Annotated in this window: 19 protein-coding genes and 1 pseudogene; all 20 read left to right on the top strand. The window is 40.7% G+C overall.

The window, feature by feature from the left end:
* Positions 1 to 229: pseudogene (locus KFT32_RS26510) on the top strand (hypothetical protein); the annotation flags it as partial.
* Positions 230 to 910: 681 nt separating this feature from the next.
* Positions 911 to 1,780: a DUF6731 family protein gene (locus KFT32_RS26515; RefSeq protein ID WP_211750345.1), complete on the top strand. Its 870-nt coding sequence runs from the start codon at positions 911 to 913 to the stop codon at positions 1,778 to 1,780.
* 4 nt (positions 1,781 to 1,784) lie between these two features.
* Positions 1,785 to 2,228, top strand: a complete 444-nt coding sequence (locus KFT32_RS26520) for a hypothetical protein (RefSeq protein ID WP_211750346.1) — start codon at positions 1,785 to 1,787, stop codon at positions 2,226 to 2,228.
* A 348-nt stretch (positions 2,229 to 2,576) separates the two neighbouring features.
* A complete protein-coding gene (locus tag KFT32_RS26525; RefSeq protein ID WP_211750347.1) occupies positions 2,577 to 3,665 on the top strand; it encodes a Shedu anti-phage system protein SduA domain-containing protein in 1,089 nt (362 codons plus the stop codon).
* Positions 3,666 to 3,673: 8 nt separating this feature from the next.
* Positions 3,674 to 3,892, top strand: coding sequence for a hypothetical protein (locus KFT32_RS26530; RefSeq protein WP_211750348.1), 219 nt, complete (start codon positions 3,674 to 3,676; stop codon positions 3,890 to 3,892).
* 129 nt (positions 3,893 to 4,021) lie between these two features.
* Positions 4,022 to 4,351, top strand: a complete 330-nt coding sequence (locus KFT32_RS26535) for an HNH endonuclease (protein WP_211750361.1) — start codon at positions 4,022 to 4,024, stop codon at positions 4,349 to 4,351.
* Positions 4,323 to 4,460: a hypothetical protein gene (locus KFT32_RS26540; RefSeq protein WP_211750349.1), complete on the top strand. Its 138-nt coding sequence runs from the start codon at positions 4,323 to 4,325 to the stop codon at positions 4,458 to 4,460. Before KFT32_RS26535 ends, KFT32_RS26540 begins: the two co-directional genes overlap by 29 nt.
* Before the next feature lie 109 nt (positions 4,461 to 4,569).
* The gene (locus KFT32_RS26545) at positions 4,570 to 5,106 is read left to right on the top strand and encodes a phage terminase small subunit P27 family (protein WP_211750350.1); all 537 of its coding nucleotides are present in this window, start codon (positions 4,570 to 4,572) and stop codon (positions 5,104 to 5,106) included.
* Positions 5,103 to 6,851 carry a terminase large subunit gene (locus KFT32_RS26550; RefSeq protein WP_349304962.1) on the top strand — a complete coding sequence of 583 codons (1,749 nt, stop codon included), beginning with the start codon at positions 5,103 to 5,105 and terminating at the stop codon, positions 6,849 to 6,851. Before KFT32_RS26545 ends, KFT32_RS26550 begins: the two co-directional genes overlap by 4 nt.
* Before the next feature lie 72 nt (positions 6,852 to 6,923).
* The gene (locus tag KFT32_RS26555; protein ID WP_211750351.1) at positions 6,924 to 8,255 is read left to right on the top strand and encodes a phage portal protein; all 1,332 of its coding nucleotides are present in this window, start codon (positions 6,924 to 6,926) and stop codon (positions 8,253 to 8,255) included.
* On the top strand, positions 8,149 to 8,787 hold the full coding sequence (locus tag KFT32_RS26560; RefSeq protein WP_481856372.1) for an HK97 family phage prohead protease: 639 nt from the start codon (positions 8,149 to 8,151) through the stop codon (positions 8,785 to 8,787). Before KFT32_RS26555 ends, KFT32_RS26560 begins: the two co-directional genes overlap by 107 nt.
* Positions 8,788 to 8,830: 43 nt before the next feature.
* Entirely contained in the window at positions 8,831 to 10,030 is a 1,200-nt protein-coding gene (locus KFT32_RS26565) for a phage major capsid protein (RefSeq protein ID WP_211750353.1), read from the top strand.
* A 13-nt stretch (positions 10,031 to 10,043) separates the two neighbouring features.
* On the top strand, positions 10,044 to 10,595 hold the full coding sequence (locus KFT32_RS26570; protein WP_211750354.1) for a head-tail connector protein: 552 nt from the start codon (positions 10,044 to 10,046) through the stop codon (positions 10,593 to 10,595).
* A 9-nt stretch (positions 10,596 to 10,604) separates the two neighbouring features.
* Entirely contained in the window at positions 10,605 to 11,078 is a 474-nt protein-coding gene (locus KFT32_RS26575; protein WP_211750355.1) for a hypothetical protein, read from the top strand.
* Positions 11,078 to 11,425 (top strand): hypothetical protein, encoded by a 348-nt coding sequence (locus KFT32_RS26580; protein ID WP_211750356.1) that lies wholly within the window; start codon positions 11,078 to 11,080, stop codon positions 11,423 to 11,425. Before KFT32_RS26575 ends, KFT32_RS26580 begins: the two co-directional genes overlap by 1 nt.
* Positions 11,412 to 11,891: a phage neck terminator protein gene (locus KFT32_RS26585; protein WP_211750357.1), complete on the top strand. Its 480-nt coding sequence runs from the start codon at positions 11,412 to 11,414 to the stop codon at positions 11,889 to 11,891. The genes KFT32_RS26580 and KFT32_RS26585 overlap by 14 nt, the downstream gene beginning before the upstream one ends.
* A 5-nt stretch (positions 11,892 to 11,896) precedes the next feature.
* On the top strand, positions 11,897 to 12,925 hold the full coding sequence (locus KFT32_RS26590) for a DUF3383 family protein (RefSeq protein ID WP_211750358.1): 1,029 nt from the start codon (positions 11,897 to 11,899) through the stop codon (positions 12,923 to 12,925).
* Between the two features lie 16 nt (positions 12,926 to 12,941).
* On the top strand, positions 12,942 to 13,337 hold the full coding sequence (locus KFT32_RS26595) for a phage structural protein (RefSeq protein WP_349304963.1): 396 nt from the start codon (positions 12,942 to 12,944) through the stop codon (positions 13,335 to 13,337).
* A 24-nt stretch (positions 13,338 to 13,361) separates the two neighbouring features.
* Positions 13,362 to 13,649 (top strand): hypothetical protein, encoded by a 288-nt coding sequence (locus KFT32_RS26600; protein ID WP_211750359.1) that lies wholly within the window; start codon positions 13,362 to 13,364, stop codon positions 13,647 to 13,649.
* Entirely contained in the window at positions 13,636 to 13,821 is a 186-nt protein-coding gene (locus KFT32_RS26605; protein WP_211750360.1) for a hypothetical protein, read from the top strand. The genes KFT32_RS26600 and KFT32_RS26605 overlap by 14 nt, the downstream gene beginning before the upstream one ends.
* The last annotated feature ends 56 nt before the right edge of the window (positions 13,822 to 13,877 follow it).

The following is a 13,877-nucleotide window of genomic DNA, read 5'->3' on the forward strand; positions in this document are numbered from 1 at the left end:
CAAGCTCGAAACATACCAAGTGAAGATTGAAGTCGTTAAGACGGCCATCGATGCGATCCTGGACAGCGAAGCAAGAAACATTATCAGACACCGGTATCTTAAGTCAGAAAGACGCAAAAATACAGTTGCACAGTTCAGATCAATTATGAGTGAAAGTACAATAGATCGAAGAATTGAGAAAGGTTTGTTATCTGTAGCGAATACCCTTAAGGACTGCGGTATTATCTAGTCAAAAATCTGACGGTAAATTGACTGTTTTATGACAGAAAGCTGACGAAATTATGAAGGTTAGTACAAATTATAGTAGGGACATAGAGCTTAATCGCTCGGGTGTCCCTGCTACCCCTTATCGTCGCAGGACTCGGTTACATTGTGGGCTTCGTGCCTAGGCGTATATCGCCGGTGATGTAGCAAGCGGGGAATGCAGATAAGATCACTGCAATTTTATTATGGCCTTCATGGTATAGGCAGGTTCGAATCCTGTCAAGGTCAATACTTTCCGAGATAGCACCGGACGTACCAGCGAGCGAGTAAAAAACACATGATATTCTGATTATGCTTATCTGGTCGGCTTTCAGGATTAAGGGATCGGAATAATGATAAAGAGGTGGTCGGCAAGTGGCCAAACGAGCCTTCGGCCGCCTCTTTTAGATTCAACCCACTTATCACGTTTAGGTTTAGAAAAAAATAGGCTTACCATCGATTGTCCATCAGTAGGTGGGGTAATTATTTGTAAACACTTCCTTCTTTATCGTGATCGAGACGGCCTTTTTTCATTAAATCGGATTTCATACCATGGTATTAGCGAAAGGTCCGACGATGGTAAATATTTGTTGATTGCTGCCGAATAATGATATACCCTTTGAATTAGGTAAATTTTCCTATCATCTAATTCAGGGGGAATAAGATTTTGGCCACAAAAATATGTAACTTTGATTTTTATACAGTATCTACTAGTGATAAGTCAGAAATTGCTAAGGCATTTGCTAGTGAAGCTGCCATACGAAAAACAGGTGGTGTCAATAACGTTCCTGTTTTTGACTTTTACGCTCGCGTTAGACAGGTGAAGCATGAAAATAAGCTTTGGGTAGGATACGTTGAGAAAATAAATACTCTTGATGAAGCGCATATAGGGGATTTAGGCGGAAAAAGGGAAACCTTAGCCTCAAATGATGATCAGGGACCGATATTCGATACGGTCTTTTTATATAATCCTATTAACAATGTCTTGGTTCTGCATAGGACTAGATCGGGAATGGGTACCACTGCGTTTGCGAAATATCTGGGTAAATTAGTAGGAGATGATGATCTTGAACTAGAATTAGTTATTGACCCCGATGCATTGAAGAGATTAGGAAAGATCAATATGGTTAAGAGTATCGATTATAAAATTTCCAAACCTTCGAACTTTAAATTTCTGAATAATAAAAACGGCTCATTTAACGCTGACTTAGCCTTGGCAAAACTATTCCAAGGAGAAAATATAAAAGTAACTGTAGGCGGACCGGACTTGAAAAAGGAAAACGTTTTGGAAAAGGTTAAGCACCTATTGAAATTCCAAGATAGTATTTCGAAGTTAGAAGTTAAGGGCGAAGCTAATGGAGAACCAGATACCATTGATCTCATCCAGAATAGAATTGTCCATACTAAGAGGTATTCAGTGTCAAAAAATAAAAAAGTAACTGAAGTAATGTTGATGGATGAGATAGTTGTTGGCTACAACAAGAATAAAATAAACCTGGACCGTCTATATATCAATAATAAAATTGATAAGGACTGATTATATGTTAGAAAAGTTATACCCCTTAATTTTATCCTTGTTAGGACCTTTTGTAGTGATCTATTTTAAGTTAATACCAAGTGATATTGCAAACTTTAAGGATATTCTGAACAGTACTATAAGTATTGGTTCTATCGCTGTGGGTTTTTTAGCCGCTGCTGTTACCCTGTTGCCTTCACTAGGTTCGAATAAGCTTGTTAAGGTACTTAAACAGATGGGAGCTTACACCAAACTAATTAAATATTTAATAAGTGCAATCGTGGCTTTGTTCCTTACTTCTCTTCTTTCAGTACTTGGATTGTTTTTGGTTCAAGATTCAATGGGTATAATCAATAGAATATTTTTAGGGGTGTGGATATACGCTTTTATCTTTTCCATTTTAAGTTCTTTTAGAGTAATAAGAAATTTCACTAAGTTTTTGGTGCTCTCATCTAATGAAGATGATTGAATACTAAAAATTCAAAGCACCCTTCGGGGTGTTTTTCTTTTTGCCAAAGGCCATCGAGACGACAGAAATACTTAGCGTAGCGGCGGCCGTATAACATATTCCCTTAACTCAATGGCAGGAGTATCGGAAGGAAGTCCTTGGTTCGATTCCAAGAGGGAAAGATAAAATTTTCTTGATAACCTTTATAATACTCCATTCCTGCATGTGTTGCCTCCTCACAATGAGCCGTGATCTCAGCGGTTAAGGGATGGATCGAGAGCGCTCCGGCAGCGTCAATAATGCCGGTAATAAAAGGATTCCCTCGACTTTTGTCGTAATAACTAGGCAATAGGCAAAGGGGGATGAGATATGTCAATCAGCTTCAAATATCATCATAGCGTAATTGTTGAGAGTTTACTGAAGGAGTTTAACGAAAGATTTTTAAAGAATGTTGAGAAACAAATAACGATATATGAACAGATGGGAGTAGTTTCTAACATTAGAGAACTGCTGCCGGAACCGTTTAAGAGCAAGTCGAAATCTCACGTACAGTTATTTTATTACCCACCCAAAAAAACAGTGTTTTATGTTATAAGTAAATCTGATGTTGATCAGGTTGTTGTTAAATTTACCGATAAAGATATTTTTTCGAAAATGAAATTGATTGAGTTCAAATCAGGGGTACCAAGTGTTCCAGTAACCTTTGTGAATACTAGTATTCGTACAGATGAAATTTACGTAAACTTTGATTATTCTCTATACATGTCATATGAGCACTTTATAGATATTTTCGATAGTGTAGATCAATACAGTATTGATTTCGTAAACTCATATGTATACTCAGACCGTCAAATAAATGTAGATAGAAATTATTCGAATCAATTTTTGCTCGTGGATTACCTTACGCAAGTTAAAAACGAGATGAAGACTTTGGTATTTAATCCAAGCACCCCTGAACTAGATATCGACAATTTTTTTGAACGGCATCCAGTTGTTTTAGAAAAAACATTAAACCTAATAAAACCCATACATCAATCAATATTAAAAAACATAAACAATTGCAACCCTGTAGATTATAAGCCTGATTTAATTGCATATGATCAATTGAGACACCAATGGAAGATCGTTGATTATAAACGTGCTAAAAGAAGTATTCTGAAGAATGTTGGTCAAGTAAGGAGTGGTTTCAAGGCAGAGGTAAATGATCTTCATAATCAATTAAGAGATTATGTGGAGTATTTTGATGATAGATCTCAAAGAGAATATTTCAAAGCTCAATATGGTGAACTCATTGAATATCCTGCATCGTTAGGAATTATCGGGCATATTCAAGATAATGAAAAAAGTACTTTTCATCGAACAATGAGGGGTTATTCAAATGGCTTTGATATTATTCCATACAATTTTATTTACGATAGATTTTGCAAATTTATATTTCAAGTTGAAAATGTTCAATGAGCATTTAATTGATAGTTGTAGTTAGAATAGATGGGGGGCCAATGATGGGCGATTTTCAGTTTATAAATCACGAGCAAAGAGAAACACTTGGAAAAGCAATAATACTAATTAGCTCAGTGTACAAGGATATTAATCCTGATTATGAAGAATATCCTAGTCTTAGCACCTCTATCTATCAATTACAAAGGGCTATAAAAATGCATTTAGAAAATAATGATTTTGTGTAGCATCTAATACGGTACGCATCCAGTCTATCAGGCTTGGGTGTTTTTTTTAATTTTATTAAGGTTGTGATCGAATTGACATATAAACCAAGACGTCCTTGTGGTCATCCTGGATGTAGAGAACTCACAACTATGGGAGCCAGATGTGATAAGCATAGAGTAGCAGAACGAAAGAAGTATGATGAAGAAAGAGGTTCCGCAGCACAAAGGGGATATGGTAGTAAGTGGAGAGCATCCAGGCTAGAGCATTTAGGAAGGCACCCCCTGTGTGTGAGATGTTTAGATAAAGGGATTCCTATTGCTGCTACTGTAGTAGACCATATAATCCCGCACAGAGGCAATCAAAAGCTGTTCTGGAATAGGAAGAATTGGCAGTCGCTTTGCAAAACGTGTCACGATACCAAGACTGTACAAGAAGATGGAGGGTTTGGTAATGGAAGAACGAATCAAAGTGGAAGTTGATGTGGATACATGTCAATTGGATAGTGCGATTGAAAAGGCAGAATATTTAGTTGAACTACTTGAGAAGTCTGAATCCTTAATGGAGAAGCTGGAGACAAGAGAAAAATGACCCGGGGGGTGGTCGAAAATGTTTTTAAAGAAACGTTTTGTAGACCGCCGTCCCAGTTAACTTAAAAAAAATTCCCCACGGGAAATTTCCAGAATAGGAGGTCCTGAAAATGGCTGGTCAGAGGCAACCGATCAATTTGTTGCTCATAAAGGGTAATAAGAACTTAACAAAAAAGGAAATCGAGGAACGAAAAAAACAAGAGATTAAGGCGCCCGCTGACAAAGTCCGGGCGCCTTCTTATTTATCAAAGGAACATAAAAAAGAGTTCAATAAAATAGCAGCAGAGCTACAGAAAATTGAGATCATATCGAACTTGGATGTTGATGCTCTAGCGAGATACATAATCTCCAGAGCACTTTATCTTAAGATAACTGATCAACTCTTATACCGTGATCCAATTCGTATTTATGACGTCAACGAGTCAGATCAAATAGATGGAGAACTCATTCCTAATACAACCACACTTGAGATGGCGAGTGAGGTTTTTTCTGATTTACTGAATACGCAAGATAAATTATTTAAGCAATGCCGTCAAGCAGCGTCTGATCTGGGTCTTACAATTGCTTCACGCTGTCGGTTAGTTGTTCCTAAAGCACCTGCCAAGGGAGAACCTTCACCTTTTGATCAAAGGTTTGGTGACGTATGACGACGCTAGGGTTAAAACAGTGGATGATTCATTATTGCCATGATGCCTTGAATGGAATATTCCCAGCTTGCATTAAACATAAGCAGGCATGTGAACGATTTTTAAGGGATATTGATAGGTCCGGTTCTTCTGGCTTCCCTTATATTTTTGACGAAGATAAAGCCATGCGATTTTTTGAATGGTTGAGCTTATTCCGTCATACAAAGGGAGTTCTTAAGGGAGAGCGTATTGAACCTCATGATATTCAGGTGTTTGTCTTTGGGAATATCTATGGTTGGGTTGACCCAATCACTGGTTATCGGAGATTCAGGAAAGCTTATTGGCAGGTTGGCCGTAAGAATGCAAAGTCTCAAAGTCTCGCAGGTGTAGCATCGTATGAAGCGATGGCATTTGGTGAGGGCATGAGTGAGGTGTACATAGGGGCAACTAAGACAGAACAGGCCAAAATTGTTTACAAAGAAACAAAGGCTATGTTAGACCAGTGTCCTGAACTCAAGGGTAAATGGAAAGAGGCTTATGGGAGAATCACACATTTAAAAACGGAATCCGTAATCAGGCCACTCTCCAAGGATGATGGTAAAACGGGTGACGGTTTAAATCCGCAAGCAGCTATTATTGATGAATATCATGCTCATGAAACGACTGAGATTTATGATGTACTGGATTCAGGGATGGTAGCACGTCCGCAGCCGCTTCTTATGACGATTACGACAGCAGGTGATATAAACGGTCCATGTTATCGGGTTGAGTATGATTATGTAACTAGACTACTGGATCCTGCGGACCAGGCAGAGAATGAACAGTACTTTGCAATGGTGAATGAGCTAGACAAAGATGATGAGGGAAATCTGATTGATGACATCCGGGATGAAGATTCCTGGATAAAAGCAAACCCGATCGCGGCCTCTTATCCAGCGGGGCTAAATAATATTCGGGCTAGGTTGCAAGAAGCTTTAGAAAAACCTGAAGCTATGGATGATTTTTTGACCAAGAATATGAATGTTTGGATGGCTACCGGCGAGAAAAAATACATTCGTGCAGACCGTTGGAAGAGTTGTACGGCTGATAAAAACAAACCGTTCCCCGATCTGCGCAGCCAGATTGGGTTCCTTGGCGTTGACTTATCATCGAAGATTGACTTAACGAGTATCGGTTTTGTCTTTCCTCTTGAGGATGGAAACTACGCGGTCAAAGGTCACTCGTTTATGCCGGAAGAAACTCTTGCGCAGAAAGAGAAGACAGACAAGGTTCCATATAGTAAGTGGGTCAGGGAGGGATGGATAACAACTACTCCTGGATCAGTAGTTGATTACAACTTCATCAAGGTCCATGTAATGAAGCAGATTGAGGAAAATGGATGGAGCATTCAGGAAAACTGTTTTGACCCTTATAATGCGACCCAGTTTGCACAGGACATGGAGACTGAAGGATTTATTCCAGTTGAAATACGTCAGGGTATCAAAACATTAGGAGAGCCGACAAAAACCTTTAGGGATAAGGCGCTAGAGAAGAAGATCATTCATGACGGCAATCCAGTCATTGCTTGGGCGATTGGCAATGCGATTACCCGTCAAGATGCAAACCTTAATATTATGCTGGATAAAGCGAAATCTCGCCAACGGATTGACCCTGTGGCAGCCATTATTAATGCTTTTGTACGAGCTATGTTTGGAGAGGATAAAGGACCACCTGACGTTTCTGAATTTAGTTCAGGCGATTTCTTAGCGAAACTCTGGAAAAGGTAGGGAGGGGGTGAATATGTGAAGTTAAGAGACATACCCCAGAGGTTACGAAAGGGGTTCTCCAAGAGGTCATCGATGGGCGTTGAAGTTAATCTCCAGGATCGACGTCTACTTGAGATGCTTGGATTAGATGTAAAACCTGGTGAGATCAATGTAAAGGACTGGAACGCCTTAAAGGTGGACACGGTTTACGCTTGTGTGAAAATCCTCTCCGATTCTTTATCAAAGTTGCCAATGAAGATCTATCGTGAAGATGAAGATGGAATAAGCCAAACCGCACAGCATAGCTTAGCGCGGTTATTAAAGCTGCGCCCTAATCCATTTATGTCAGCTGCGGACTTTTGGAAGACGATGGAGGCGCACCGATCCTTTGGGAATGCTTATGCGAACATTGAATTCGACCGGAAAACTGGAGAAGTAGTAGCAATTTGGCCCATAGATTCAAAAAAAGTGACTGTATGGATTGATGACGCAGGCTTGTTGGGTTCAAAAGTGCCTATTATGAGTAACAAAACGAGAATGTGGTATGAGGTCGATACGGGCACTGGAAAACGCAAATTATTGCCTGATGAGGTGCTTCATTTTAAGGGAAGCGTTACGATTGACGGTCTTGTCGGTGTTAATACGCTGGATTACCTTCGATGCTCGGTAGAAAATGCATCTGCAGCTACTCAATTTATTAACAACTTCTACAAACAAGGGCTTCAGGTAAAGGGATTAATACAATACACAGGCAGTTTAGATGAACCTGCGAAGAAAGTATTCTTAGACAACTTTGAAAGTATGGCTTCTGGGCTTGAAAATAGCCATAGAACAGCACTTTTACCATTAGGATATACCTTTACACCAATGTCTTTAAGTATGGCAGATGCACAGTTTCTCCAAAACACGGAGCTTACGATCCGGCAGATCGCTAATGCCTTTGGTGTGAAAATGCATCAGCTGAATGATCTATCAAAAGCCACATATGCAAATGTAGAACAGCAACAATTAGCGTACTATACGGAAAGTCAGCAGCCTATTTTAACGACATATGAGCAGGAATGTACTTATAAGCTTTTTATGGATCGTGAACTCGATATAGGGTTCTATACAAAGTTTAATATAGATGCACTGCTTCGAGCTGACCTCAAGACCCGTTATGAGGCATATAGAACCGGGATTCAGGGTGGTTTTTTAGCTCCTAATGAGGCAAGAAGACGCGAGGATATGGCGCCTTTACCTGGTGGAGACCGACTATATGCAAACGGTAATTTTATTCCACTAGAACTAGCAGGACAACAATATATGAAGGGGGGTGATGAGGCTGGACCAAAAAAAAACGATGAGTCCGACCAGGGAGACGAGAGCAATTCCAACACTAATGGAGATCCGGGAGACGGAAGTGGTGGAGGGGCAAGCGAGTAAGCGGACCATTACCGGAGCAATCAAGTATGATACAGACAGCCAAGAGATGCGGGATTATTATGGAGATACCTTTGTGGAGCAAATATCAGCAGGAGCATTCCAAGAAAGTCTTGAATCTCGTGGTGTAGTTGGTCTATGGTCCCATGATACCTCTCAAGTTCTTGGAAATACACGGAGTGGAACACTGCGAGTATTTAGTGATGACAAGGAATTACGATTTGAATTGGATCTACCAAATACAACAATAGGAAACGACGTGTATGAGACGATCAAGCGCGGAGATGTTGATGGAGTCTCCTTTGGAATGCGAGTTACCAAGGATAAATGGAGCTCAGAGAACCGTGAAAATGGTGGGAAGCTCTATAAACGTTCAATTCTTAATGCGGAGTTGTTTGAAATATCACCTGTGGCATTTCCAGCTTATCCGTCGAATGAAGTTTCGGCACGTTCGCTTGATGATTTCAAGTCAGAAGAGAAACGGGCAGCATCCCAATATAGAAAACAAAAAATGCTACTTGAACTAGACCTGTAAAGGTCTTTTTTTATTACAAATAAATATATGAGGTGAAGAATAAGTGAGAAGAGAACTGCGTGAATTATTGGACAAGATTAATTCAAGAAGTACAGAAGCTCGTTCATTGTTAAGTCAGGACAAACTCGATGAAGCTGAAGCAATTACTAACGAAGTGCGATCATTAAAAAAGAGGTTTGATCTTGAAGTGCAGCTGGATGATGAAGAAAGATCCGGTTTAGGAGCAGGCGGGGCTGAACAAGCTGGGAATCATGCAAACTCTCTCGAGAGCCGTGAGGATGTTGAATTGGAGTCCGAATACCGAGGTATTTTCCTTCGGGGGCTGCGCCGACAATCTATTTCGGAAGATATGCGTAGTGTTATTAAGGAATATGAGCGCCGTACAGTACAGAATGAAGGTCAAACAAACCCAGCTATCCCGGATGGAGATTTATCTATTTTGGTTCCGAAGGATGTACAAACCGGTATTCATAAGGTTATTCGCAGTCTAGATGATCTTTCTCAATACGTTACTGTTGAAAATGTATCAGCTCTAAGCGGATCGCGGGTTCTCGAAAGCTATTCAACGATGACTCCATTCGCTGTTATGGCTGAATATGCTCCAGTACCTGAAATTGATGGGCCTAAATTCCGACCAATTGATTATAAGCTACAAGATCGTGGTGGGTTTCTGCCGATTACAAATAACTTGTTACAAGATACTGATCAGAATTTGCTTTCCTATATTACAAGCTGGTTAGGGCGAAAGAAAGTCGTAACTGATAACACTCTTATCACGAGCCTTATGGCCACATGGACTAAGACCGCACTTGCTAACGTGGATGCAATTAAAAAGACGCTTAATGTTACGTTGGACCCAGCAATCAGTCAGAGTTCTGCCATTTATACAAACCAAGATGGTTATAACTGGATGGACGAGCAAAAAGATTCGAATGGAAGATATCTTTTGACTGATGATATCTCTCAGCCTGGTCGTAAGTTGTTTCGGGGCCGTCCAGTTGTTGTTATTGCTAACCGTTATCTCCCGAGCGAAGGAAGTGCCACGATCAAAGCGCCGATGTTTATCGGTGATCTGAAGCAAGCAATCATATTATTTAACAGACAATTCTTTGAACTTGATTCCACTACTGAGGGCGGGGATGCGTGGAGAAGACGTACAACTGAACTACGCGCTGTCATCCGAAATGATATCCAAAAGTGGGACAATGAATCTCTGATTTATGGACAAATCACTCTTACCTAGTGGGGGTTAGGGGATGTTGACAACACTGAGTAAGGCAAAACTAATGATGGGAATAGAGGCAGAAGATAATTCACAGGATGATGAACTCCTGCCCTTAATTATTGTAGCCTCAACGATGATTGAAGAATTTTGCCGAAGAGTATTTAAACTCCAGACACACATTAGCAAGGTTACTGGGCTGCCGGGAAAATACATCCGGCTTCCGCAGTATCCTGTACATGTCATAACAAGTATTTCAGGACCTTATGGTGAGTTGACCGGGGTTGAATCACTCGATTCAGGCATCTTATATCGGGAACGTGGATGGCCTTGTGAGATCCGTTCTATCACCGTAACTTATCAGGCAGGTTACGTCCTACCAGGAGATGCAACTGACAATAATCCATCCACACTGCCGGAGACATTGGAATACGCCTGTATTTTGATGATCAAGCACCTGCAGCGCGAGCCTGGTGTTCAATCAGAGCGGGTAGGAGATATCTCTGTTTCGTATTCAATTGCTGAAAGTGATATGCCTTCTGCAGTAAAGGCCCTTATTGCTCCACACATAAGACCAGAGATGTGAGGTGATGAAATGGCGAGAAGAAGTAGAGCAAGTAAGGCGAATGTTCAGATTACCGGCTTAGAAGATCTTAATGAACTTGAGAGACGATTGAAGCCGCTAACTGAAAAAGTGGTTCGTGTAGGGATGCAAGGTGACGCAGAACTTGCGATGATTGCAGGGGTACACGAATACGGTTCTGAAAAGATGAATATACCTGCAAGGCCATTTATCTCGACAGGTAAAAAGAAATCACGTTCTGCTATAAATAAAGAAGTTAAATCAGGGGTTACAAAGATTGCTTTTGGCCGCATGAGAGCAGAAATGCTCTTTAGAAACATAGGTAAAATTGGTTTTGTGAAGACTTATAAGAATTTCCAAAGGATAAAACAGCCCCTGTTATCTGCTCAATATGTCAAAGATAAAGAAGGCAATAAATTACTACAGCGAGATCAGGACTTACTCGAGTCTCTCACATGGGATATTGTTGCTAAGGGGAAAGAATAATGAGAACATTTCAATTCAAAAGCATACTTCGTAAATACGGACAAAGTTATACGTTGAAACGTAACGGAGAAGGGGATTACGATGCCGATGGAGTGTGGATCCCGGCGAATGCTAATCCCAAGAAATTAAAAGGAAGTATCCAGCCTATTAGTGCCAAACTTCGTGCTGCGGAGGGTGGGAATTATTCAGAGTCTGACCGTATGCTGTTTACAGTGTACAATCATACCGACGGGGATCTCATTAATCATGCAGGAACACAGTTTCGGGTCGTGGAATCGCCTGAACGCGAGTATAGTGATGTCAATCAATATGTACTCAGAAAGGTAGTTGCTAATGCTCCCGTATAGTGAGATTCGGTCAGTAATTGTACGCGGATTGAAATCCGCTATAGATATACCTCTTATCCAATTGAACGGTGGCGGGAAGTTGCCAGAAGGAAGTTTTATGACTTATAACTTTCCTGATGGATTTGGTGGCGAAGGAGAAGGGCAACCGATTTTTACGCAACAAGGAGATAAGCAGATTAGACAGGAGACGGTGACTTTCACTGTCTCTTTTTTGTCATATGCGGATACGGTTGACGACAGCTTAGTGAATGCGATGAAAGCGAGTGACTGGTTCAAAGGGACTGGATATCATGCACTGAAGACTTTGGATATCGTCGTTATTGATATCGGAGAAGTACAGAATCGTGATATTAATATTGGTGAAGAGTGGGAACGCCGTCATGGTTTTGAAATTGAACTGCGTGCTACAGATATTGTGGAATCTCCACTTGAATGGATTGAACAAATCGAAGTAACGAAAGGGTGAAATGAATGTCTTTGTCAGATGTAACAGTTTCTATATCCGTACTGTCACCCACACCAATCCTTGATGGATTTGGTAAGCCCCTCATTATTGGTTCGAGTGCAGCGGGTAAGGATTTTAAAAATTATTCAGATCTATTGTCTGTTAAAGCAGATTATGCGATTAGTACTGAAGAGTATAAGGCTGCCGCCGCTTTATTTGGTGCTAAAAATGCACCATCGGAAATAGCAATCGCTTCACGGAAGACAGGTGCTACACCGGTTACTCTTGCTGACTTCATGGATATCATGCTTCTCAAAGACTGGTACTTTGCGCTGACGACGAGCACGGTAGTAGAAGACATTATAGCGATTGGGGATAAGGTCGAAGCGAGTAAATCGCGTCAGTTCTTCTTTCGTACATCTAATAAAGCCGACCTAGCAATGATCAAAGCAAAGCAGTATAACCGAACCGAAGGGTTTTATCATATTGCTTCCGAAATCGCTAAATATCCAGAGGCTATTTGGATAGGGTTTGTAGGAAGCCTGCCGGTAGGAAGTGTGACTTGGAAAGGATGGACACTACCTGGTATTTTGCCTCTTGAGATTAATGCAACGGAGCTGAAAGCAATACACGATCTTGGAGCCAATACTTATGTTGCTAAAGCAGGAACAAATGTAACAAGTGAGGGGAAAGCCGTCAGTGGAGAGTACATTGATAACATTCACTCTCAGGATTATGTGGTATTCAGTATTCAATATGCAGTGCAGGATCTTTTTAATAAGGCACAACAGGCTAATCAAAAAATCAGCTATGATGACACGGGTATTATTCAGATGGAGAGCGCGGTTCGGACTGTGCTTCAGCGTGCTGCTAATAACGGCATGATTGCCCAGGATGACGATGGCCTTCCTCGTTTTTCTACAACGTTTCCTCCTAGAAGTTCGGTTGACCCTGCTTATATTCAGCAGAGGAAGTATTTAGATGGGAAATTTAATTTCGTTCTAGCTGGGGCTATTCATGATACAGAAATCAAAGGTGTTATTCAATTTTCATGATAAGGAGGGATGAAAAGTGGGAGCAAAAACGTATGATCCGAAGCAGGTAGTAGCAGTTGTAGGTGGTGTGTATTTAACTGGTTTTTCTGAAGATATGGTTACTGTGGTGAAAGATGAAGAAAACTGGACAACTACCGTAGGTGCTCAGGGAGATACAGTGCGAAGTAAAGTGCATAATCCACTTGGGACAATCACAGTTACTTTGCAATCGTCAAGCCCTCAAGTGGCTTATCTTAATTCTCTTGCGAACAGCGGAAAACTTGTCCCTGTATCCGTAGTTTATAACGGAGATCCTAAAGAAACGAATACAGCAACGGAAGCGTTTATCAAGAAACCTGCTGATCGGGAATATGGAGCTGAATCCGGAGACCGTGAGTATGAATTCCAATGTATGGATCTATCTATGACGTAAGATAAAAGAGAGGGGCAAACATCAATGCCATCATTTAAACAAAAGAATTTCGAAAGTAAAAAAGGTAATAAATATAAATTTCAGCATCCAGGTGTACGTATTGTTTCAAAGATTAATGACTCATCAAAGAACAAACACGGTGTAGTTATGGAAGAACGGTTAGCAGAAGAAATGTTGAAGCATGTTATTGTTGAACCAAAAATGAAAATTGATGATTTCGAAACTTATAAAGAGTATTCGGAAGTCATTAATGCTGCCTATGCATTTATTTCTGGTGAAGATGAGGATGGTGACAAGGGTGACGATCAGTAAGGTGGAAGCTGAGAAGCGCGCTCGTGAACGATGGTCATATTGGAGGTTAATCCTTTCCGATATTGGAATAACATATGCCGATCTTGAAAATATGGATGATGATGATATAGCTGAAGCTAATGCCGCTCTGGATATCCATCAGAAACAACTAAATAAAACAAAAGAGAAATAGGCGTCCCAATAGGGGCGCTTATTTTTATGGAAAGGAGGGAGAACTATGGCGGGCGG

The organism is Paenibacillus sp. Marseille-Q4541 (genome assembly GCF_018310695.1).
In the GTDB taxonomy this organism is placed as follows: domain Bacteria; phylum Bacillota; class Bacilli; order Paenibacillales; family Paenibacillaceae; genus Paenibacillus.

What these genes read in the sequence shown, in the direction of transcription:
- KFT32_RS26520 (WP_211750346.1), top strand. Translation starts at nt 1,785, where the DNA reads ATGTTAGAAAAGTTATACCCCTTAATTTTATCCTTGTTAGGACCTTTT.
- KFT32_RS26525 (WP_211750347.1), top strand. Translation starts at nt 2,577, where the DNA reads ATGTCAATCAGCTTCAAATATCATCATAGCGTAATTGTTGAGAGTTTA.
- KFT32_RS26535 (WP_211750361.1), top strand. Translation starts at nt 4,022, where the DNA reads ATGGGAGCCAGATGTGATAAGCATAGAGTAGCAGAACGAAAGAAGTAT.
- KFT32_RS26540 (WP_211750349.1), top strand. Translation starts at nt 4,323, where the DNA reads ATGGAAGAACGAATCAAAGTGGAAGTTGATGTGGATACATGTCAATTG.
- KFT32_RS26545 (WP_211750350.1), top strand. Translation starts at nt 4,570, where the DNA reads ATGGCTGGTCAGAGGCAACCGATCAATTTGTTGCTCATAAAGGGTAAT.
- KFT32_RS26550 (WP_349304962.1), top strand. Translation starts at nt 5,103, where the DNA reads ATGACGACGCTAGGGTTAAAACAGTGGATGATTCATTATTGCCATGAT.
- KFT32_RS26555 (WP_211750351.1), top strand. Translation starts at nt 6,924, where the DNA reads ATGGGCGTTGAAGTTAATCTCCAGGATCGACGTCTACTTGAGATGCTT.
- KFT32_RS26560 (WP_481856372.1), top strand. Translation starts at nt 8,149, where the DNA reads ATGAGGCTGGACCAAAAAAAAACGATGAGTCCGACCAGGGAGACGAGA.
- KFT32_RS26570 (WP_211750354.1), top strand. Translation starts at nt 10,044, where the DNA reads ATGTTGACAACACTGAGTAAGGCAAAACTAATGATGGGAATAGAGGCA.
- KFT32_RS26575 (WP_211750355.1), top strand. Translation starts at nt 10,605, where the DNA reads ATGGCGAGAAGAAGTAGAGCAAGTAAGGCGAATGTTCAGATTACCGGC.
- KFT32_RS26580 (WP_211750356.1), top strand. Translation starts at nt 11,078, where the DNA reads ATGAGAACATTTCAATTCAAAAGCATACTTCGTAAATACGGACAAAGT.
- KFT32_RS26585 (WP_211750357.1), top strand. Translation starts at nt 11,412, where the DNA reads ATGCTCCCGTATAGTGAGATTCGGTCAGTAATTGTACGCGGATTGAAA.
- KFT32_RS26590 (WP_211750358.1), top strand. Translation starts at nt 11,897, where the DNA reads ATGTCTTTGTCAGATGTAACAGTTTCTATATCCGTACTGTCACCCACA.
- KFT32_RS26600 (WP_211750359.1), top strand. Translation starts at nt 13,362, where the DNA reads ATGCCATCATTTAAACAAAAGAATTTCGAAAGTAAAAAAGGTAATAAA.